This is a genomic window from Pseudomonas sp. NPDC096950, from assembly GCF_044762525.1.
GTDB lineage: Bacteria > Pseudomonadota > Gammaproteobacteria > Pseudomonadales > Pseudomonadaceae > Aquipseudomonas.
In genome coordinates this window covers 46,122-67,058 of record NZ_JBIWEL010000026.1, presented here as the reverse complement: position 1 = coordinate 67,058, position 20,937 = coordinate 46,122, and the positions used below count along the sequence as shown (strand labels likewise).

At 61.4% G+C, this 20,937-nt stretch carries 17 protein-coding genes; 4 read left to right on the top strand and 13 right to left on the bottom strand.

The window, feature by feature from the left end; translation table 11 throughout:
- Positions 1-200 precede the first annotated feature (200 nt).
- From ACIQY3_RS28725 to ACIQY3_RS28700, 6 genes are read right to left on the bottom strand one after another with little or no spacing between them, the layout of a single operon-like run.
- Complete coding sequence (locus ACIQY3_RS28725; protein WP_403026587.1) at positions 201-1,010, bottom strand: YfaP family protein; 810 nt, start codon at positions 1,008-1,010, stop codon at positions 201-203.
- Positions 1,011-1,013: 3 nt separating this feature from the next.
- On the bottom strand, positions 1,014-2,633 hold the full coding sequence (locus ACIQY3_RS28720) for a DUF2300 domain-containing protein (protein WP_403026585.1): 1,620 nt from the start codon (positions 2,631-2,633) through the stop codon (positions 1,014-1,016).
- Between the two features lies 1 nt (position 2,634).
- Positions 2,635-7,200: an alpha-2-macroglobulin family protein gene (locus tag ACIQY3_RS28715; RefSeq protein WP_403026583.1), complete on the bottom strand. Its 4,566-nt coding sequence runs from the start codon at positions 7,198-7,200 to the stop codon at positions 2,635-2,637.
- The gene (locus ACIQY3_RS28710) at positions 7,197-7,862 is read right to left on the bottom strand and encodes a DUF1175 domain-containing protein (RefSeq protein ID WP_403026580.1); all 666 of its coding nucleotides are present in this window, start codon (positions 7,860-7,862) and stop codon (positions 7,197-7,199) included. Before ACIQY3_RS28710 ends, ACIQY3_RS28715 begins: the two co-directional genes overlap by 4 nt.
- On the bottom strand, positions 7,832-9,547 hold the full coding sequence (locus ACIQY3_RS28705; RefSeq protein WP_403026578.1) for a DUF2138 domain-containing protein: 1,716 nt from the start codon (positions 9,545-9,547) through the stop codon (positions 7,832-7,834). The genes ACIQY3_RS28710 and ACIQY3_RS28705 overlap by 31 nt, the downstream gene beginning before the upstream one ends.
- A gap of 51 nt (positions 9,548-9,598) precedes the next feature.
- Positions 9,599-10,390 (bottom strand): YfaP family protein, encoded by a 792-nt coding sequence (locus ACIQY3_RS28700; protein WP_403026575.1) that lies wholly within the window; start codon positions 10,388-10,390, stop codon positions 9,599-9,601.
- Between the two features lie 511 nt (positions 10,391-10,901).
- On the opposite strand from ACIQY3_RS28700, the gene ACIQY3_RS28695 reads away from it, so the two are divergent.
- The 4 genes from ACIQY3_RS28695 (at position 10,902) to ACIQY3_RS28680 (ending at position 16,058) form a co-directional block, all read left to right on the top strand.
- Positions 10,902-11,144 carry an exodeoxyribonuclease VII small subunit gene (locus ACIQY3_RS28695; protein WP_007894317.1) on the top strand — a complete coding sequence of 81 codons (243 nt, stop codon included), beginning with the start codon at positions 10,902-10,904 and terminating at the stop codon, positions 11,142-11,144.
- Positions 11,141-12,028: a (2E,6E)-farnesyl diphosphate synthase gene (gene ispA / locus ACIQY3_RS28690; protein WP_403026572.1), complete on the top strand. Its 888-nt coding sequence runs from the start codon at positions 11,141-11,143 to the stop codon at positions 12,026-12,028. The genes ACIQY3_RS28695 and ispA overlap by 4 nt, the downstream gene beginning before the upstream one ends.
- Positions 12,029-12,119: 91 nt before the next feature.
- Positions 12,120-14,018, top strand: a complete 1,899-nt coding sequence (dxs, locus tag ACIQY3_RS28685; protein WP_403026569.1) for a 1-deoxy-D-xylulose-5-phosphate synthase — start codon at positions 12,120-12,122, stop codon at positions 14,016-14,018.
- Between the two features lie 156 nt (positions 14,019-14,174).
- Positions 14,175-16,058 (top strand): TonB-dependent receptor domain-containing protein, encoded by a 1,884-nt coding sequence (locus ACIQY3_RS28680; RefSeq protein ID WP_403026566.1) that lies wholly within the window; start codon positions 14,175-14,177, stop codon positions 16,056-16,058.
- Positions 16,059-16,178: 120 nt separating this feature from the next.
- Here the strand turns inward: ACIQY3_RS28680 and ACIQY3_RS28675 are convergent, their stop codons facing one another.
- The 7 genes from ACIQY3_RS28675 to nusB all read right to left on the bottom strand — a co-directional run.
- Positions 16,179-16,979 (bottom strand): cobalamin-binding protein, encoded by an 801-nt coding sequence (locus tag ACIQY3_RS28675; RefSeq protein WP_403026564.1) that lies wholly within the window; start codon positions 16,977-16,979, stop codon positions 16,179-16,181.
- The gene (locus tag ACIQY3_RS28670; protein WP_403026561.1) at positions 16,979-17,398 is read right to left on the bottom strand and encodes an MFS transporter; all 420 of its coding nucleotides are present in this window, start codon (positions 17,396-17,398) and stop codon (positions 16,979-16,981) included. Before ACIQY3_RS28670 ends, ACIQY3_RS28675 begins: the two co-directional genes overlap by 1 nt.
- A complete protein-coding gene (ribA, locus tag ACIQY3_RS28665; RefSeq protein ID WP_054052350.1) occupies positions 17,395-18,012 on the bottom strand; it encodes a GTP cyclohydrolase II in 618 nt (205 codons plus the stop codon). The genes ACIQY3_RS28670 and ribA overlap by 4 nt, the downstream gene beginning before the upstream one ends.
- 233 nt (positions 18,013-18,245) lie before the next feature.
- A complete protein-coding gene (locus tag ACIQY3_RS28660; protein WP_403026556.1) occupies positions 18,246-18,980 on the bottom strand; it encodes a substrate-binding periplasmic protein in 735 nt (244 codons plus the stop codon).
- A gap of 22 nt (positions 18,981-19,002) precedes the next feature.
- A complete protein-coding gene (locus ACIQY3_RS28655; protein WP_258617383.1) occupies positions 19,003-19,506 on the bottom strand; it encodes a phosphatidylglycerophosphatase A in 504 nt (167 codons plus the stop codon).
- Positions 19,503-20,468, bottom strand: a complete 966-nt coding sequence (gene thiL / locus ACIQY3_RS28650; RefSeq protein WP_403026552.1) for a thiamine-phosphate kinase — start codon at positions 20,466-20,468, stop codon at positions 19,503-19,505. The genes ACIQY3_RS28655 and thiL overlap by 4 nt, the downstream gene beginning before the upstream one ends.
- Before the next feature lie 18 nt (positions 20,469-20,486).
- The coding region (gene nusB / locus ACIQY3_RS28645) for a transcription antitermination factor NusB (protein WP_403026549.1) at positions 20,487-20,937 on the bottom strand (451 nt) is incomplete at its 5' end.

Here is a 20,937-nt window from a genome sequence, read left to right as displayed (position 1 = left end):
TACGGAACGGCTCGCAGCGCCTCAGCGAGTAAAAGTGAATCTGGATGATCTCGACTGTTCAGCCTCAACCTCAGAAAACGCCTGAACGTTCCGAAATTGGTCAGCAGCCTGCTGACCAAACCTGTCTGCCGTCATTCAAGCAATTGGGCAGCAAGCTGCTGCCCAATTCAATTGTGCAAGAGCTGCTTGCACAATTCCCCTCACGGATAACTAAACCCCTTAACCAACGTCAACTCCCCCACCGCCCGCATCGGCACCAGAAAGGTCTCCATTTTCTCGTTAGGCGTCCCTTCCTCCGTAATCACCGTCACCTGCGCCGTCGTCAGCGCCTGGACCGCATCTTCCTGCCCGTCCTCATCACTCCGATACCCGCCACCGAAGTAGTTCACATAAACCAAATACTGCCCCTTGATCGGCGCCGGCATGGAGAAGATCTCCGGGCCATACCCCGTGGTCACGTCAACATCGAGCGCCGCGCCATTCGGTGCAACCCGATCGCCGTACCAGATGTGTGCGCCGTCGGGCGTAACCAGGTGCAAATCCAGATCCGTGTTGTCGCTATCCCACGACAACAACACCCGCAACTTGGCCGGCGTAGCGCCACCGCTGGTGTGAAGAAATTGCGTGCGATGCCGCTGCTGTCCATCCGGGCTGCGGACTTCGACGCTGTTGCTGCCGTTGGGAAACGAGTACGGCCGATCAAAGCGTCCGGCGTCGTCGATCTTCAGCGGCATGCTGATGCCGTTGACGATCAACCGGCCAGGCTCGCCCGACTTGGGCGTGGCTTTGATCTGGCCGCTGATGCGTGCGGTGTTGGCCTGGCCTGCCGGGGTGTTGACCGAGGACGCGGGGTAGTTGACGGTCTGGCGGTAGTTTTCGCCTTCGCCTTCAACCGCACCGGTTCGCCAACCGCCCATGGGGGTATCAAGGTCGACAGCGGCGGCGAAGGTCACCGGCAGTGCGCAAAAGGTACAGAGGAACAGGAAGACCTGTGGATAACGGAGTTTCATGGCCTATTCCAGCAAGAGGTGGCGGGCGAGCCCTTCGATGTAGGTTTCATCCTGGCCGTTCGGGTGTGCTTCGAAGGCCAGGTGCAGGTATTCGTGGGTCAGGTCGAGGCGGTCCTGGAGGGACAGCATGCCGCGCACGTAGATGCGTTGGCGCTCGCGGTCGACATAGGGGCGGCCGAAGGCCAGGCGGCAGACGGCGAAGGTGTTGACTTCGTTGTAGCCGACTTCGTTTTCGAGGCGTTGGCGCCAGCCCCGGCGTTGGGTTTGCAGCCAGTCCTGGGCGGCGGGCAACGCTTCGCAGGAGGCGACGGGGTTGTCCCAGCGGCTGAGGCTCGCGCGCGGATAGGCGTGCAGCAGGATGGCGTCGTAGCGTTGGCCGGCGTTCGCTTGTTCGACGGCTTGTTGCCAGGAGAGTTTGTCCGGGCCGGGTTGATCGGAGTGGTAGGTGACGGTGCTGCCGGCCAGGACCAGGTCGCTGGTCCACGCGGCAATATTGCGCGATTCGGCGGTGGCCGGACGTGGCGCAACGCGCTGACGGCTGCTGCTGTCGTCGATGCTCAGGCAGTCGCCGTTACGGGTGGCGTTTTGTAGAAGATAGGTGCGGATAGCGACAGCCAGAGCCTTGGCAGCCTCTAAAGGTTCGGCTTTGGCTTCCCGTTGCAGGACCCGGGCGACGTATTCTTCGCGGTCCAAACGGACGACGAGTTTGTCCTTCAGCAGAAACAGTTCGCCGTCGCTGTGGATATCGAGTTGATTGCCATTGGCGAACTCAACGCGATAGTCGCCCTGCAACGGCCCATCGGAAACCACCCGATCCCCTGCCAGAACGCGACCAATCGGATAGCGTGAAAACAGCCCGACTTCGACACAACGCCCAGCATCCACCGGCCAATCCACCGGCACCACCGCAGCCAGCGCCGCACCATAATGCCGAAGCACCATCTGACTGGTCCCGCGCCCACCGGCCCAGATCGGTGTGCCATCCACGGTCCAACCGGCAAAGCCGCCCTGGCGCGACGCCGGATCCTGATCTCCCAACCAGCTCCAGGTTTTCACCCGCAACCGGCCACCGAGTTCACCGACGACATTGCCGTCAGCGGCGTTCAACACCACATCCAGCAACACCCGTCGCGCCTGATCTTGTGCCGGCATTACGGCTAACACACGAAGCAATTCAACGACTGGAACTCGAGTCGCAGGCTGCAACGACGGCAAATTCAACAACCACTCCGGCGCCTGCCGAGCCTGCCAATACTGGCGCCACTCAGCGCCAGTAATGCCAAGCCGCGCAGGCTCAAAGTACAACCCGCAAGATTTCACCAACGCCTGATCACGGCCAATCTTCCCGCCAGCGGTGCAGCAATAAACTTCTTCTTTCGACTGCCCGCGACACTCATACGCAGATTCCCGCGCCCCGGTGTCCACCAGCCAGCCGTAGACAAACAACTTCCACAGACTCCCGAACGGCGTCTGCAGATCTGAAGGCAACGGCTCGCGTGAAATCACCTGAGTCGGGCTCAACGAAATCAACTCACCCTTGAAGCCCAGCCGCAGCGGTTCGTCCTGCGCTGTCGCCAGCGCAGGGAGCAAACACAGCAGCAACCAGACCAGAGGCCGGGTCATGTCAGTTGACCGTGACCTGGCCGAGCGCCGGTTTCTGTTCCTGAGCCTGATGCTGTGGCGCGTAGACCTGAGTGAAACGCACCGGCGGCAGGTTGAACTGGCCTTTCTGCGAGAAGCGCACCAAGTGACGCACGCGCAATTCGCCGCTCAAGGCATCCACCGGAATCCCGTAAGCCATCTGACCCGGTTCGAAACGCGCTTTCTCCAGCGCCGTCGGTTCGGTGCCAGCCTTGCCCATCAACTTGATGCCCCACGTGGTGCGCTCGACATCCGCACCCGGTGGCAGCGGCACTTCGATCATGCCGTAGCGCAGCGGTTTCGCGGCTTTGCTGGTGATGATCACTTCGTCCAGGTACAGGCTGTCGCTGGACAACGGCTTGGTTCCGACCGGTTCGAGTTTGAATTCGAACGCTTCGTCACCCGGCACCAGACGCGACAGGCGACGGGTGATGGTCACGGCCATCGGGTCGATGGCTGGTTGCTTGGTCTGATAGCTCAACGCGGCGCGCAGCGGACGTTCCTGTGTTCCGGCCAGCGACAACGCCGCTGGCAAAGGCGTAGCGCCCTGCCACGTCCAGTACATTTCGCCGGTATCGCCGTAGCGTTTCTTCCAGCCTTCGCCCGGTGCGAGGGCGATGGTCGGCGAAGCCTGTTCGATGCTGTGTTGCAACCAGCTCAGGGCCAAGGCGCGTTCCAGGGTCGATTGTTGTGGCAGCAGACGTTGCAACAGCTGTTGCGCGTGAGCCTGATCGAACGCTTGCAGCGACAGGTTCAGCGCTTCGGCAAACGGCTGCGAACTGACCGCCAGACGTTGTTGCGCATCCGGCAGTTGACGATTGAACGCCTCCGGCAGTGTCACCTTGGACTGCTTGGCCAACGAAGCCGTCAGCGCACGTGCCGCCGCCAGGCCCAGCGCCGAATCCGGATCGCTCATGACCAGACTGTCTTCGCCATCGTCCATCAGGTTCGCCGCGTTGCCATCGCCAGCCTTCGCCAGGTCATCCATCAAACCGCTGAGCAAAGTGTTCACCGGCAATTGCATCTGCTTGGCGAACGACAGGATCAGCGCCCGTTGCAGCAACGGCGTGTTCTTCGCTTGCTTGGAATACACCTCCAGCACACGCTGCCAATGCTCCGGCGGCAGGCTCAGTTCCAGCGCTTTGCTGGCGTACCAGTCGGCGTAATAGGCGTAAGCGGTGAGGAACGCGTCCGGCTCGCCGTCCATGCCCCACCAGGTGAAACTCGCCGACGGCCCGGCCATTTGCACGAGGCGCAAACGGCTGTTTTGCATGATCAGGCGCAAGCGATCGCGGATCTGCGGGTTCGACGACAGGGATGGATAGGCAATGCTCAGCGGCAGCAAACGGCTGGCAGTTTGTTCGACGCCGCCATACGGATAGCTCAGCAGATCATCGAGGGCCGAACGGAACAGCGCTTGCGAACTGTCATCCAGACGCAGGCGAATATCCGTCGCGTCCGCCGGCAAGGTCAGCGGCGTATCACCGCTGGCCACGTCCAGGCTTTGGCTTTGCGTAACCTGCCAGCCTTCGCCGGTCGCGGTCAGGCGCACGGCCAGAGCATCAGCGGTTTTGCCGTCCTGCACCAGTTCGGCAGTCCAGTCGCCACTTGCGAGCGCGAACGACGGCAGTGCGATGTAGTTGATGCCGTTGTTCAACGTCACCGGCACACGCTGCTCGGCGCCACCGTAATGAATTACCAGCTCAGCCTTGACCGGTTTTTCGGCCTGACTGAAAGCGAACACACCGAGATCCGGTTTGTCGCCGGTGCGGAATTTAGTCGGGCCGCTCCACTTCAGGTACAGCGGTTTTTCCGAACGCACGAATTGTTTCTTCTGCCCGACTTGGCCGTCATCGGCAATGGCCCGGGCGGTGATGCGCCAGCGAGTCAGCGAGTCCGGCATCTTGAAGGTGAAGCGGGTTTTGCCGTTGGCGTCGGTGATCAACTCTGGCTGCCACGCGGCAGTGTCGACGTCTTCACGACGCGGCCGCTCCAGCACTTTCACGCCCCGCTCGCTGCGGTTGGCTTTGCCCGGTGCGCCTGGGCTGCCCGGCAATGCCACGTCGTAGCTGATGAACGACAGACTGGCGCTGGTGCGCACGTTGTTGCGGCGCGGGTGGTAGAAGAACTGGTCGATGGTCGGCGCGACTTCCGGTTGCAGCGCGTAGATCATTTCGTCGACGACGCTGACCGTCAGGTGCGCCGGAATCGGTTTGCCGGCGAACTGGGTGGTCAGGTCAACCGACACGGTATCGCCCGGCTGATACGACTCTTTATCGGTGGCAATCGCCACGTCGATCTGCGGCGTAATCACCTTGATGCCTGCGTTCTGGAAGCTGTACTGACCGCCCTTGGTATAGAGCACGGAGAAGGTCAGGTTCGGCGCGAAGTTGTCCTTCACCGCAATGCGCGCGCGGTATTGGGTTTCGCTGAGTTTTTCCATCTTCAGCCAGTCAGCGCCCTTGGACAGCAGCGCCGTGGCTTCGACCTTGTCACGTTCCAGGGACAGCAGCGCATCGCTGATCGGTTCCGGGAACGTGATCAGTGCCATGGCTTCATCGCCGGCCTTGTACTCGGGTTTGTCGAGGACGATTTCCACGGTGCCCGGCACGGCTTTGACGCCTTCGCCGGTAACCGAATGCCCGGTCGCGCCGACCACGCGGCCATGGTCATCCTTCAACGTCAGGTTGTAGGTGCCCGGGCGGTCGAACGCGAGGCTGAAGCCTTTGTCTTTCGCGGTGAGTTTGCCGTCGCCGGTGGTTTGATCTTCCAGACGCACCCAGCTGTAGCTGCTCGGGGTGACGGCTTTGCTTTGCTCGTTGCCGCCTTCGTTCACGTAGCGGAATGCAACCTTGTCGCCGACTGCACTGAAGCGTTGCGGTGCGCGCAGGCTGAAACTGGCGGCGCCACGGTCGATGAGGATTTCCTTGGTGGTCTTGACCCGATACGCCGCGCCATCGCTGGCGAACACGGTGAGCATGTAGCGGCTCGGTTTGTCGGCGGCCGGCAGGTCGAGGGTCGCGTTACCCTTGGCGTCGGTGGTCAGTTCAGTGCTGGTCAGCTCGATCGGGAATTGCCCGAGGTATTGCAACTCGTTATCGACCATCGACAGTTGCTGGGCGCGCAGGCTCAGGGTCAATTTGGCGTCGGCCACCGGTTTGCCGTCCGGGTACAGCAGCACCAGGCTGCCCTTCACCGGTTCGCCGGTGCGGTAATCCTGTTTGGCCAAATTGAGCGAGATTTCGAAGTGCGGCTTGATGTATTCGGCAACACGGAAAGCGCTGCTGTAGGCCTGATCCTTGTAGCTGAAACGCAACTCATAACCGCCCGCCACCGCGTTGTCCGGCAACTGGAAACGGCCCTGGGTGCCGGACTTGGAATCCAGCTTCAGCGCCAGAGATTGCAGCGCCGTGCCAGTAGCATCGAGCACGGTCACGTTGACGTCGGCAGCAGTCGGTGCCACGGAGTCCCGGGCGTTCTTGAACTCGCGACCGACGATTTTCAGCGACACCCAATCCCCCGGCCGATACAGCGGCCGGTCGGTGAAGGCATAGAGTTTGGTGTCGTAGATTTCGCTGTCGTAATAGAAGTTTTCGGAGACAAACACCCCGCCCTCTTCGTCTTCACCGATCACGAACGAACGCTCGGGGCTGACGTGTTTCAGGCGCAGCAAACCATCGGCATCGGTGGCACCGCTGCTCATCACGCCGAGGCCATCGGTCCACAGCACATTCACTTTTGGCACTGAACTGCCTTCGTGTTTGCGCGCAGCCCACACCAGCAATTCATCACCGGCAATCTTGCTCACGGCCACGGTGTTGGACACGAACACCATGGTGGTCGCGCGGTACTTGCCGATCAGCGCTTCCACCAGGTACAGACCCGGTTTCAGGTGACCCAACGGAATGTAGACGTTGCCCGGCGCCACGCTGACGAACTCACTGGAAGAACCGGCCAGGTTCACGCCAGCAGGCGGCTGGATCGGTTTGGCTTCCCACAGCGGATAACGGAATTGGCTGACAACCGGCAGGCCCGGAATCAGCGCGAATTGCGGCTGAGCATCGTAGGGCGTTGGCGCGGCGATCGCGGTGCCCATCTTCAGCTCAGGCACTTCCTCGGTGACTTGTTTGCGGGACTCGTAGGAAAACGCCCGCTGCATCACGCGACGGGATTTGCGATACCAGTTGTCCCACAGGTACGCGAGGGTGTTCGACAGGCCTTCGCCCTTGAACTGGCCGTCGCTGACCACGCGGTGCAGGTTCTTCTGGCGCTTGAGGAAATCCAGCGGCTTGTCGATGCGGTACACGCGAATGTCCGCGCCACCGTAAGGCTCCATGCGGAAGCGGCGATAGTCACGGCCCGGCGCTTCGAGGCGCACCATCGCCTGCTCGTCGCTGGCGAAACTGCTGTCGGCCAGCAGGAAAAAGCTTTCACCGGCCACCGGCGTGTAGCCGCTCGGCTCGACGGTGTCTTCGGCATTCACCGCCGAAAATGGCAGCACTAGAACCAACAGCAGAGGCAGTAAACGCAGCATGCGGGCACCGATCATTGGGAGAGAAAGTTCAGTCGATAGACGCCGATGAAGTTGGGGTTGGCTGCGTCGGGTATCCATCGGGTGTCCTTCCATGTCATGAGTTGCTGCAGGCTCGCGGATCGCATGCCGTTGTCAGTGGGGGTGGTGGTGCCGGTGTGATAGGCGATGTAGCGGCCCATCCAGATCATCAGGTGTTGGTCGTCGCCCTGATCGAAAAACATCAGGTCGCCAGGCCGGGCCTGCGACACATCGCGGCCCACCAGATGACTGTTGAACTGAATCAGTTTGATCGCGTTGACGTACGGCCCAACCTTGCCGCCGCCCTGCTGCCATTGCTGGGCCAGACCGCGCTGAGCCTCGCTCAGTTGCAGCTCCGGCGGCAGGTAGCGGTTGGACAGGCCATTGCTGCGCAGCCATTTGTCGTCGTGGACTTTCAGCGCTTCGTTGGCGGCGAAACGCACCAGGCCCGCGCAGTCCTGCTGATACCAGCGCGGGCTCGGCCCTTGGGTCAATTGTTCCTGGGCGATGCGCACAAACCAGGCGCGAAACACCTGGGATTGCTGCGCATCCAGCGGCGCGGCTTCAGTGGCAAACACCCGACTGCCCAGCAACATCGCCAGCAGGCCGAGGCCTCGGATAAGGGTTGTCACAGGGCTTTCCACTCCAGCGGCAGCCATTGCCAGTGGCCGTCCGGCTCGCTGCCTTCAGGCAGGGTCAGCGCGTACTTGCCGTAACCGCCGAGCTTGCGCAGTTTCGGGATCAGGTAGGTTTGCGCGGCGTTGTAGAACACCGGTTCCATGTCCTGGGGCAGGCTGTCGAGGGTTTCCTGTTGCATCAGTTGCGCCATGGAATCCGGGCCGAAGTAGACCGGCATCAGCAGGTCTTTCGGCACCACGTCGGCCATGGGCGGGAAGCGTTTGTCGAGGGTGCCGAGGGCTTTATCCACCAACTTGTCGTCGAGGGAGAACAGCAGCGTCGAACCGTGGCGAGCGAGGCTGACTTTCATGAACGCCTTGCCGGTGATGGCGTCCGGGTTCTCGGCATCCTTGGCTTTATAAGGGCCGAAGTTGGAGCTGACCTGACGCTGCCACTGATGACTTTCGCCTTCCTTCTTCTCGACCACCGGGAACGCATGTTCTTCGACGTTGCCTTCATAGGCGCCGACCATCGAGCCGAACAGATTGCCCAGGTCGCCATCGAGTTTGGCGCTGTCGCTGTCATTCAGGCTGGCCACCAGCAGCGGCGTATACAGCCGCGAATCGGCGTACCAGCACAGGCCCGCCGCGCCGGCCATGTGTTCGGTCAGGGCCTGGGCGACTTTTTCTTCGGCGCCGAGTTTTACCAGTAACGGTTTCTGTTGTTCGGCGGCGAGGGGCAAGGCCACGCAGGCACTGGCGCCCATCGGCATGGCTTGCCAGATCGGTTTGAAATCGAAGTCCGGTTGGTTGTCCAGTTCATCCATGGCGAGGAAGCTGTGCCAGCCCTTGTCGTCCATGTCGAAACGCAGGCCAGCGAAGTTCGGGATGAAGCGCTGGTAACCCATGGCTAACACGCTGGCGTTGACCGACAGGCGTTGTTTCACTTCCGGCGCGCGGGGTTGCAGGCCGAAGGCTTCGGGGAACAGTTTGTCGCCGTTGAGCAGCGCGGCAATGGACTTGGTGGAAACGGCGCCCGACTCCTCAGAAGCACCACTTTCCGCATCGTAGAGTTTGGTCGGGTTGGACAGCACCACCAGTTTGTCGCCATGGGAAGCGAACAGCAGCGCCTTGGTAGCGTTGTAGGTCAGTTGAAAGAGCGCCACATCGTCAGCGCCGACCTTCACCGTGCCGACCTGGGTCAGTTGTGTGTCATCCAGTGCAACCTTGGCCAGCGGCTCCAGCATCTTGGCCAGACCACCGCGATCCATCACCAGCAAAAAGTCTTTCAGACGACCATCCGCCCCACGCCACAACGCCACGTCCGTCGGTTGATCGAAAAGCTGCTCGATCAGGCTGTCCTGCAGCTTCAGGTCATGTTCGTAGATGATCCGCCGCAGACTGCCGATCAAGCCGAGGCGATCGGCGTGGGCTTCGTAATAGAAGACGAAATCTTCGGTCAGGGTTTCCTTGAGGAACGGCACGGCCAGCAAATCCTTGGGCAATTGGCTCAAGGAGTTGGTTTCCAGCAGACCGTCCGGCCGGCTCATGCCCAGTTTGTCGCTGGCCAACGCCGCCAACGGCACTTTGGGTTTGTGCATGAACCAACCCAACCCGCCCGCCACGCCGGCCACCAGGCACAGCCCGATCAGCACGGCTGGCCAGCGGCGAGGAGGTTTGACGGTCGGTGCGTCGGCGGTGGCAGGACTCACAGTGTTATCGCTCATGTTCACGCTCATGTTCCCAAAGCTCAGCAGTTCATCCGTGGAGCGGGATGCTTAATAGTTGAAAGTCTTGACCAGCAACAGGTCACCGATCGCCCGCAGGGGCACGATGAAGGTCTCGCGTTTTTCGTCGACGGTGTTTTCGTTGAGCACCAGGTTGATTTGCGAGGTGATGACCTCGTTCTGGTTACTGGTCTCATCGAAGTTATAGCCTTCGCTGCCAAAGTTGCCCCAATAGTTCACGTAAACCAGATAGGTGCCATGCATCGGCGCGGTCATGGTGAACATTTCCGGGCCGGGACCATCGACGCCATCCGGGTCGAGGCCGCCGCCGTTGGTCAACGCCGTGTGGGCGAAGAACGCATGCTGGCCGTCGGGGGTGATGATGTGCAGATCGAGCTCGGCCTTGGGATCGTCCCAACCGAGCACCACGCGAATCCGCGCCGGGGTGCGCAGGTTGTTGGCTTCATAGAATTGAACGCGCTTGAGCGACTTGCCCTCGGTGCTGCGCACTTCGACGCTGTTGGACCCGGCGCCAAACGCATACGGCCGGGCGAAACGCCCTTCGTCGTCGGTGTACAGATTCAGTGGATTGCCGTTGACCGCCAGAGTGTGCGGCCCGCGCTGGGTGCCGATGGCCTTGAGCTGGCCTTCGATCATCGTGCGATTGCGCTGCACGCCCCGGTCGATGGGCGGCGTCGGATAGGCGACTTGAGGGTTTTCTCTGCGATCGAGCAAGCCGCTGTAGCGCCAGCCGCCGACTGGCTCCGACAGTTCAGCCGTCGGCTCGGCCCAGGCAGCGGAGGCCCAGACCAGCATCGTCAGCAGTGAAAGAAAACAACGCATGTGACGCCTCCTGCCATGCACAACGAAACCTTGCGCCCGATCCTCGGCGCGTTACAGATGCAAAAACTGCGTTTCGTCAGAAAGACCCGTGACTATTGGGTCGTAGAAGGCGCGAAGGTTAGCCATTCGGCAGTTTTTTAACAATCAGATACATGTTTATTTGTGCTGGAAATCACGGTGATTGTTGGGCGTGAGCCGAATAGAGGAGTTATTCGGCTCACGAAATGAGCCGAATAATTTTCCACTGTCCCAAAAACGACATTCCTTGTGGCGATGGACAGTGCACCGATGCCCGACAGATGAAGAACTCACCCGTGGGAGCGGGCTTGCTCGCGAAGGCGATACATCAGCCACATCTAGAGTGACTGACACGCCGCCTTCGCGAGCAAGCCCGCTCCCACAGGGATTGTGGTTATGCCCATGGAACAGGTTTCAACCCCCCGCTCATTTGCCCATAACCCCCATGTCTGCTAGTGTCGCGCCGGTTTAACGTCAACCGGAAATAGCCGCCATGGCCCGCAAAAAAGCTGCACTGGATTTCGAACAATCCCTCGCTGACCTGCAAACGCTGGTGGAGCGACTGGAGAACGGCGAGTTGTCGCTGGAAGATTCGCTGACGGCTTTCGAGCAAGGCATCGGTCTGACCCGCGATTGCCAGGCAGCGCTGGCCCAGGCCGAGCAGAAGGTTCAAGTGCTGCTCGAGCGTGATGGCGAGCTGGCCGAGGAACCCTTCGACGCGGATCAGCCAGAATGATTGCAGCGTATTCGGCGACCAGCCAGGCCCGCGTCAACGCTGCACTGGACACCCTGTTCAACCCGCCGCGCCCCGAGCTCGCCCGCCTCTATGAAGCCATGCGCTACAGCGTGATGAATGGCGGCAAGCGTGTGCGCCCGTTGCTGGCCTACGCCGCGTGCGAAGCGCTGGGCGGCAAGGCTGAGCAGGCCAACGGCGCGGCTTGCGCGGTGGAACTGATCCACGCCTATTCCCTGGTGCATGACGATTTGCCGGCCATGGACGACGACGATTTGCGTCGCGGCCAGCCAACCACGCACAAGAAATTCGACGAAGCCTGCGCGATCCTCGCCGGTGACGGCTTGCAGAGCCTGGCGTTCAGCGCCCTGCTCGACCCGCGCCTGAGCACACCGGATACCGAGATTCGTCTGCAAATGGTCAGCGCATTGGCGTTGGCCGCAGGCCCGGCGGGCATGGTCGGCGGTCAAGCCATCGACCTCGGTTCGGTTGGCCTCAAGCTCGATCAAAAAGCCCTCGAAACCATGCACCGGCACAAGACCGGCGCGTTGATCGAGGTCAGCGTCAAGCTCGGCGCCCTGGCCAGTGGCCGTGCAGAGAAAGACGAACTCAAGTCCTTGCAGACTTATGCACAGGCCATCGGCCTGGCGTTCCAGGTCCAGGACGACATCCTCGACGTTGAAAGCGATACCGAAACCCTCGGCAAACGCCAGGGCGCCGATATCGCCCGGGATAAACCGACTTACCCGGCCCTGCTCGGTCTCGACGCGGCCAAGGCCTACGCCCTGGAACTGCGCGATCAGGCCCTGCATGCGCTGCGACCGTTTGACGCGGCAGCCGAGCCATTACGTGATCTGGCCCGCTATATCGTCGAACGGCGTAGCTGACAGCGTATCCGCCAAAAAAGAGCAACGCGTGGGCAGGGGCCGATGCATCAGGTAAACTGCCGCCTCTTCTATACCTATAACGATTCGCCTGATGCCCACGACGTTTCATGAGATTCCCCGCAAGCGCCCGACCACGCCCCTGCTCGACCGTGCCAACACGCCGGACGGCCTGCGCCGGTTAGGCGAAGCCGAGCTGGAAACCCTGGCCGATGAATTGCGCCTGGAATTGCTCTACACGGTCGGTCAGACCGGCGGGCATTTCGGTGCCGGCCTGGGCGTCATCGAGCTGACCATCGCGTTGCATTACGTCTTCGACACCCCGGACGACCGGCTGGTGTGGGACGTGGGTCATCAGGCTTATCCGCACAAAATCCTCACCGGCCGTCGCGAGCGCATGGGCACCCTGCGCCAGAAGGATGGCGTCGCTGCCTTCCCGCGTCGTTCCGAGAGCGAGTACGACACCTTTGGCGTCGGCCACTCCAGCACCTCGATCAGCGCAGCGCTGGGCATGGCCATTGCCGCCCGCCTGCAGAACAGTGATCGCAAGGCGATTGCCGTGATCGGCGACGGCGCCCTGACTGCCGGCATGGCCTTCGAGGCGCTGAACCATGCGCCGGAAGTGAACGCCAATATGCTGGTGATCCTGAACGACAACGACATGTCGATCTCGCGCAACGTCGGCGGTTTGTCGAATTACCTGGCGAAGATCCTGTCCAGCCGCACTTACGCGAGCATGCGTGAAGGCAGCAAAAAGGTTCTGTCGCGCCTGCCCGGCGCCTGGGAAATCGCCCGGCGTACCGAAGAATACGCCAAGGGCATGCTGGTCCCGGGCACGCTGTTCGAAGAACTGGGCTGGAACTACATCGGCCCGATCGATGGCCACGACCTGCCGACCCTGATCGCCACCCTGCGCAACATGCGCGATCTGAAAGGCCCGCAATTTCTCCACGTCGTCACCAAGAAAGGCAAAGGCTTCGCCCCGGCGGAAGTCGACCCGATCGGTTACCACGCGATCACCAAACTCGAACCGGTCGATGCGCCGGCCGCTGCGCCGAAGAAATCCGGCGGGCCGAAGTATTCCGGTGTGTTCGGTGAATGGCTGTGCGACATGGCCGCGTCTGACCCGCGTCTGGTCGGGATCACCCCGGCGATGAAGGAAGGCTCGGACCTGGTGGCGTTCAGCGAGCGTTTCCCGCTGCGCTACTTCGACGTGGCGATTGCCGAACAGCACGCCGTCACCTTCGCCGCCGGTATGGCCTGTGAAGGCGCGAAACCGGTGGTGGCGATCTATTCCACGTTCCTGCAACGGGGCTACGACCAACTGATTCATGACGTCGCGGTGCAAAACCTCGACGTACTGTTCGCCATCGACCGCGCCGGTCTGGTGGGCGAGGACGGCCCGACCCACGCGGGCAGCTTCGACCTGTCGTTCCTGCGCTGCATCCCCGGCATGCTGGTGATGACCCCTAGCGACGAAAACGAATTGCGCAAAATGCTCACCACCGGCCACCTGTACAACGGCCCGGCGGCGGTGCGTTACCCGCGCGGCAATGGCCCGAACGCGACCATCGAGAAAGACCTGCAACCGATCGACATCGGCAAGGGCGTGGTTCGCCGCCAGGGCAATAAAGTCGCCCTGCTGGTGTTCGGTGTGCAATTGGCCGAAGCGCTGAAAGTCGCCGAAACATTGGACGCAACCGTGGTCGACATGCGCTTCGTCAAACCACTCGATGAAGCATTGGTTCGCGAAATCGCCGGCAACCATGAGCTGCTGGTGACCATCGAAGAAAACGCGATCATGGGCGGTGCCGGTGGCGCGGTCAGCGAATTCCTCGCTCGCGAGAACATCCTCAAGTCGATGCTGCATCTGGGCCTGCCGGACAGCTATGTCGAACACGCCAAGCCTGCGCAGATGCTTGCGGAGTGCGGGTTGGATGAAGCGGGGATTGAAGCGTCGGTGCGTGAGCGTCTGCAACTGCTGAATATCTAAACGCAAAACCCTGTGGGAGCGGGCTTGCTCGCGAAAGCGGACTGTCAGTCGACTTAAAGGTTGCTGACCCACCGCCTTCGCGAGCAAGCCCGCTCCCACATTGGTTTTGCGCAACCTTCAAACATGTATCCGCTCCAGATTGCCAATGGGCTGCCAATGAATCTCCCCCGCCTCGCTCTTACGCTGACGCTCCTGCCAGCCGGCCAACTCCTGGCCGACACCTTCGAACGCGACCAAGCCCTCAAGCTCCCCGACGTGCTGATCAGCGCCAACCGCCAAGTCGAAGCACGCAATGACAGCAGCGCCGCCAACACGGTGTTTACCCGCGAAGACATCGACCGCTTGCAGCCAAGCAGCGTCACCGACCTGTTGCGTCGGGTGCCGGGGGTGCAAGTCGGGCAAACCGGTGGGCGCGGCAGCTTGCCGGGGATTTACATTCGCGGCACCAAGTCGGCCCAGAGCCTGGTGCTGGTGGACGGCCAGCGCATCGGCAGCACCACGTCCGGCGACAGTAACCTGCAACACCTGAACGTCGAACAGATCGAGCGCGTGGAAGTGTTGCGTGGCTCTCGTTCGGTGATTTATGGCAGTGATGCGATTGGCGGGGTGATCCAGATTTTTACCCGCCGTGGCAGCGAACAAGGTCTGCAACCGCGTCTGCATGTGGGGTTTGGCAGCAACCAGACGTGGGAACGCAGCCTCGGCTTGTCCGGTGGCGATGAGAAAACCCGTTTCAATCTCGGCGCCAGCCTTGATGAGACCGCCGGGATCAATCGCACCCGCGAGTCATATCCCAGCGACGGTGATCACGACGAGTACCGCAATAAATCCGTGAGCTTGAGCCTGAGCCATGCCCTCACCGATGACATCGAAATCGGCGCGAACGTGCTGGATAACCACGGCAAAAGCGAATTCGACAACCCGTTCGGTCGCTTCGACTTGAACACCTTCGAATCGGTCCAGCAGCAGCCTTACAGTGATTTCGATGTCAGCAGCGTCAGCAGTTACGTCGACGCGCGTATCAACGATGTGTGGAAAACCCGCGTTGAATTCGGCCACAGCGAAAACCGCGAAAAGACCCTCGACAAGCTCAGCGACGAGCGCACGGTGTTCAACACCTACCGCGATTCGGTGAACTGGCAGAACGACCTGAAGCTCAACGAGCGCAACAGCCTGATCCTTGGCGGCGACGGGTACGAAGACCGGATCAATAGCAGCACGCCGTTCGACGAAGACAGTCGCTGGAACCGCGCAGCCTTCATTCAGCATCGTTACCAGGCGGACAGTTTCTCCACGGAACTGGGCCTGCGCCGAGACCAGAACCAACAATTCGGCGGCCAAAACAGTTGGAGCGGCACCTTCACCCTGCCGTTGAATCCGGACAACGACGTGCTGCTGACCTACAGCGAAGGCTTCCGCGCGCCGACCTTCAACGACTTGTATTACCCCAATTACAGCAACCCGAGCCTCAAGCCTGAAACGTCGAAAAGCTATGAATTGCAATGGCGCAGTCAACTGACCGAGACCAGCCGACTGGAAACATCGCTGTATCGCACGGACCTGGAGGACGCGATTATCGTTGGCAGCAATGACCGCCCGCAGAACGTGGCATCAGCACGCATCAACGGTTTCGAAGCGGCGTTGAAACAGGAACTGTTCGGCTGGCAGAGCAACCTCGGCGTGGCGATCATCGACCCACGGGATCGCGACAGCGGTCATACCCTGGCCCGACGCGCACGACGCACGTTGAGCCTGGATCTGGATCGGCAGTTTGATCGGTTGGGCCTGGGCGCCAGTTGGCAGGCGGTCAGCAGCAGTTATGACGAGGAGAAGAATCTGCAGCCGTTGGGTGGTTATGCGTTGCTTGGGTTGCGCAGCAGTTGGGCGTTGAATCGAGAAGTGAAGCTGGAGTTGAAGGTCGATAACTTGCTGGACAAGGGCTATAGCCGGGCGTTGTACAGTTATGACGGTGGTCAGTTTGGGTATCGCGAGGAAGGACGGGCGTGGATGTTTGGGGTGACCTGGACGCCTGAACTCTGATCTGAAATTTGAGGTGTCTGGACTGGCCTCTTCGCGGGCAAGCCCGCTCCCACAGGGGTTTTGTGTCGTTCACAGATCCAGTGTGGGAGCGGGCTTGCTCGCGAAGCAGGCGCCTCGGTCTCAGCGGTCGGGCGCTATCACCTGACACAACTTGGCCGTCGCCTCGATCATCTGCCCACTCGGCCGCTCCAGCCCTTTATCCGTCACCAACAACAATTGCTTCTGCGCCACCGCCGCCACCTGCGGCCAGGCCTTCCACGCATCCAGCTGCGCCTGATCACTGGCCAGAATCACCTCGGGATTGCGCTGCAGTACCGCCTCAACGCTGACCTGCGGCGCCGGCAGCGTCAGTTCGGCAAACACGTTGCGCGCCCCGCACACTTCCAGCGCATCACTGATGATCTGCCCGCCACCCACGGTGTACAACGGCCGATCCCAGATTTGATAGAACACTTGCAACGGTTTGTCCCGGCGATAGCGCTGGCGCAGGTTATCCAGTTTCTGGCGCAAATCAGCCGCCAATGTGACGCCCCGCTCTGGCCGTCCAAGTTGCGTGGCAATCGCTTCAATCTGCGCGGTGAGCTGTTCGAGGTTGTGGGGTTCAGCGACGTAGGTGGGAATGTTCAGGCGTTTGAGTTGTTCACGCTGGGCCGGGCCGACGCTGCCGGGCCAGAGCAACAGCAGATCGGGTTTGAGGCTGAGCAAGCGCTCCATGTCGAGCTGACCGTAGCGGCCAACGGAAGGAAGATCCTTGAGTTCGGCGGGACGCTCGCCGGCATCCAGCACGCCAACCAGCAAGTCGGCGGAACCCAGTTCGACAACGATTTCAGAAAGAGAGGGCGCAAGGCTGACCACCCGTTCGACCGAAACAGCCGAGCCGCTGACGGCCAGCAACAAAACCGCCAGCCAATGACGCAGCATCAGCCGAGTTGACGCGGAATACGGTAGAGGTAAAACAGCACCGCCGTCGACAGCGCCAGCAATACCAACGGCACGGCCTCAAGGCCAACGAATACCGCCAACGCACCAACCCATGCCGGCAGGCTCGCGACCAGGAATGCGATACGACGCTTGGCGGCCAGGGCAATCCAGGCGGCGGGTTCTTCAGGGGTGTCGAGGGCTTTCTGGGTGGCGATCAGCGCATGTTTATAGCCATTGAAATACTTCAGGCTGACAAACATCGAGGCCACACCGGCGATAAACAACGGCATCGCCAGCACCGGCAAGATAGCTTCGCCCTGGCCGAACACGCCGTTGATCACGAACAGCGGCACCAGCGCCAACGCCAGGTATTGCCACCAGGTGACGGACAGTCGCCGCCGGACTTGGCCGCGGGTCACGCCCGGTCTGCCTCGCCCTGATGCTCGTTGCCCATCATGTGATCGAGCTTGCTGGCCTTGGTCGCGAGGTAGAGTTTGTTGTGCGGGTTGTGGCCGGTGTGCAGCGGCACCCGCTCGGCGACCACGATGCCCATGTCGGTCAAGGCTTTGACCTTGCGTGGGTTGTTGGTCATCAGTCGCAGGGATTTCACGCCCAGGTGCTGGAGCATCGGCAGGCACATGGCGTAGTCGCGCTGGTCGGCGGCAAAGCCCAGACGCTCGTTGGCTTCAACGGTGTCGGCGCCGCCATCCTGCAATTCATAGGCGCGGATCTTGTTCAGCAGGCCAATGCCACGGCCTTCCTGACGCAGGTAGAGCAACACGCCCCGGCCTTCACGGGCAATCGCCTGCAATGCCGCTTCAAGTTGCGAGCCGCAGTCGCAGCGCTGGCTGAACAAGGCATCGCCGGTCAGGCATTCGGAGTGCAAACGACCGAGAACCGGGGCGCCGTCGGCGAAGTCGCCCAGGCTGAGCACCACGTGCTCACGCCCGTTCTCTTCATCGAGAAAGCCATGCATGGTGAATTGCGCAAAAGGCGTTGGCAGCTTCGAAGCGGCGACAAAAACGACAGGCACCGGTGTGCTCCTGATCAATAAGTACTGGAGTTTCGCAGAGGCCGCATTGTAACAGCAGCTTTCTTCAGACGCTTAGGCTGAATTATGGGGCATAACGATCAAAAAGTTTGATCAAGCAGACAAGTCACGGCCCCTGTGGGAGCGGGCTTGCTCGCGAATGCGGTCTGTCAGATACAAATATGCAAACTGACCCACCGCATTCGCGAGCAAGCCCGCTCCCACATTGGCGGCACTCAGTCTGTGGTAAATGGATACGGCTGCTTCCACTTCGCAAAGATCGGTTTCAACTGGCCGCTTTTCACCAGCAACTCCATGCGCTGGTCAAACAACGCCATCAGCGTGCGGGCCTTGGGGTTGTCGGCGAAGCACAGGTACAGCGGCAACTCGGCGATGTGGGTACGGCGGAACTGCGAAGGATCCCTGGCCCGGGCGACCACGTAATTGATTTCGGTCAGGGCGTCGATGTAATAGTCGGCGCGGTTGTGGGTCAGCATCGACAGAATGCCGGTTCGCCGCACCACTTCGTTATAGCGCTGCACGTTCGGCAGGTAATCCTGGTACTTGTAGCCGCGCACCCAGGCCAGTCGATAATTGCCGAGGGTTTCCGGGGTCGGTGGCGGATTGCTCGCCAGGCCCAGGGCATAGATGTGGTCGGTGTCGAAGTTCCAGTGCGGATAGAGCACGTCACTGGTTTCATTGCGGTAGGCGCCGACGCAGGCGTCCACTTCGCCGCGCTGGGCCAGGCCGACGGCGCGGGTGTAGGGTTCGGTGCGGATGTCCAGTTTGACCCCGGCCGGCTCGAAGATCGCGCGCAACACGTCCCAACCCAGACCATGCCCGTCAGCGGCGGTGTAGTCTTCCCAGTCTTCGCTGGCCAGATGGATCACGGACGGCGTCGGCGCGGTATCCCCCGCCTGGGCGAGGGCGCAAAACAGCGCAAAAACCACCATCAACCAGCGTCGAGCCATCCCTAGTCCCCTGCTTCACCACTCAGGCGAATAACCACACCAGGCCCTGCATCCCCAGCCACGCAAAGACCCCGGCCAACACGTCGTCGAGCATGATCCCGACGCCGCCATGCACGTGCCGGTCGATCCAGCGAATCGGCCACGGTTTGAGGATGTCGAAGAAACGGAACATCAGGAAACCCGCCAACAACCAGTACCAGCCTTCCGGCACCAGCCACAGGGTGATCCACATCCCGACCATCTCGTCCCAGACGATGCCTTCGTGGTCGTGTACCCGCAAATCGTCGGCGACTTTGCCACACAGCCAGAAGCCGAACAGCATGGTGATGCCGAGCATCAGCCAGTAGCCCCAGTCCGGCAACATCTGCCACAACGGAATAAAGGGTAGCGCAACTAACGACCCCCAGGTGCCCGGAGCCTTTGGCAAGGTGCCCGAGCCGAAGCCGAACGCCAGGAAATGCCACGGATTACGCCAGACCGAAGGCGGAACGAATTCCGCCGGGACCTGTTTGGGATGATCTGTCACGGTGTCTCCCGAAAATGTTGATAGCCCCGGGTTTGCGGGGTGATGTCGTGTCCATCGGCGTCCAGCAGCACAACGCCCTGCCCCGTCACGACCTGGCCGACTACATGGACCGGCCAGCCGTCCGCGAGCAATCTGGGTAATTCGACGGGCGGCAAGGTGAAGGCCAGCACGTAGTCGTCGCCACCGCTCAGGGCCGCGTCTTCGGCGCCTGATTGGCCGAGGAAGGTCAGCAACGCTGGCGACAGAGGCAGCTTACTCCGCTCCACCTGAATGCCGACCTTCGACGCGAGCGCAATATGCCCGCAATCGGCGAGCAATCCATCAGAGATATCCAGCGCCGCAGTGGCCCTGCCGCGCAACGCCTGACCGAGGGCCAGTTGCGGTTGCGGTGACCAGTAGTGACGCAGCAGTGGATCAGCGATGTCTACGTCAGCGGTCCGTTGCCCCAGCACCAGCGGCAAGGCGCCCGCCGCATTGCCCAGCTCACCGCCGACGCACAGCAAATCACCCGGCTGCGCACCGCTGCGCGTCAACGCCTGACCGGCCGGCACACGGCCGAACACGGTCACGGTCAAGCTCAGCGGCCCACGGGTAGTGTCGCCGCCGATCAGCGCCACGCCACAGCTTTGGGCCATCACATTCAAGCCACGGGCGTAGGCGTCCAGCCATTCGGCGGTCACCGTCGGCAAGGTCAAGGCAAGGGTAAAGGCAACAGGGGTGGCGCCCATGGCGGCCAGGTCACTGACGGCTACAGCCAGCGAACGCTGACCGAGCAAAAACGGGTCGCAGGGATCTGCGAAATGCACACCGGCAACCAGCGTGTCGGTGGAAATCGCCAACTGTTCCCCGAAAGGAACAGCCAGCAAGGCACAGTCATCACCGATCCCAAGGGCAACGCCCTCGCCGCCCTGCGCACAAGGCGCGGCGGCGAAGAAATTGCGGATCAGCTCAAACTCACCCATAGCGATTACAAGCGCCAATCAGCGCTTGAACGCCTTCACTTCAGCTTCACGCAGACGCGGGGCCAGCTTGTCGAGTACGCCGTTGACGAACTTGTGGCCATCGGTGGAACCGAAGACCTTCGCCAGCTCGATACCTTCGTTGATCACAACGCGGTAAGGCACGTCGACACGCTTGAGCAGTTCCCAGGTGGACAGGCGCAGAACGGCCAGTTCAACCGGGTCGAGCTCTTCGATGGTGATGTCCAGGCACGGCGTCAGTGCAGCGTCGATCTCAGGCTTGTGGGCCGGAACGCCGTGCAGGATGTCGTGGAAGTAAGCGGCATCGACATCGCTGAAATCGTTATCGACCCGAAACTGCGCTTCGATCTCGTTCAGCGACTGCTTGGCCATGTGCCATTGGTACAGCGCCTGGGTCGCGAGCTGACGGGCTTCGCGACGCTTGACGCTTTTCGATGGCTTGCCGGCATCC

Excerpts from the sequence above, each read along its gene's own strand:
- ACIQY3_RS28710 (WP_403026580.1), bottom strand. The coding sequence starts at position 7,862 with ATGGCTGCCGCTGGAGTGGAAAGCCCTGTGACAACCCTTATCCGAGGC.
- dxs (WP_403026569.1), top strand. The coding sequence starts at position 12,120 with ATGCCCACGACGTTTCATGAGATTCCCCGCAAGCGCCCGACCACGCCC.
- ACIQY3_RS28715 (WP_403026583.1), bottom strand. The coding sequence starts at position 7,200 with ATGATCGGTGCCCGCATGCTGCGTTTACTGCCTCTGCTGTTGGTTCTA.
- ACIQY3_RS28720 (WP_403026585.1), bottom strand. The coding sequence starts at position 2,633 with ATGACCCGGCCTCTGGTCTGGTTGCTGCTGTGTTTGCTCCCTGCGCTG.
- thiL (WP_403026552.1), bottom strand. The coding sequence starts at position 20,468 with ATGGGTGAGTTTGAGCTGATCCGCAATTTCTTCGCCGCCGCGCCTTGT.
- ACIQY3_RS28675 (WP_403026564.1), bottom strand. The coding sequence starts at position 16,979 with ATGCTGCGTCATTGGCTGGCGGTTTTGTTGCTGGCCGTCAGCGGCTCG.
- ACIQY3_RS28660 (WP_403026556.1), bottom strand. The coding sequence starts at position 18,980 with ATGGCTCGACGCTGGTTGATGGTGGTTTTTGCGCTGTTTTGCGCCCTC.
- ACIQY3_RS28705 (WP_403026578.1), bottom strand. The coding sequence starts at position 9,547 with ATGAGCGATAACACTGTGAGTCCTGCCACCGCCGACGCACCGACCGTC.
- ACIQY3_RS28680 (WP_403026566.1), top strand. The coding sequence starts at position 14,175 with ATGAATCTCCCCCGCCTCGCTCTTACGCTGACGCTCCTGCCAGCCGGC.
- ACIQY3_RS28695 (WP_007894317.1), top strand. The coding sequence starts at position 10,902 with ATGGCCCGCAAAAAAGCTGCACTGGATTTCGAACAATCCCTCGCTGAC.
- ACIQY3_RS28700 (WP_403026575.1), bottom strand. The coding sequence starts at position 10,390 with ATGCGTTGTTTTCTTTCACTGCTGACGATGCTGGTCTGGGCCTCCGCT.
- ispA (WP_403026572.1), top strand. The coding sequence starts at position 11,141 with ATGATTGCAGCGTATTCGGCGACCAGCCAGGCCCGCGTCAACGCTGCA.
- ACIQY3_RS28725 (WP_403026587.1), bottom strand. The coding sequence starts at position 1,010 with ATGAAACTCCGTTATCCACAGGTCTTCCTGTTCCTCTGTACCTTTTGC.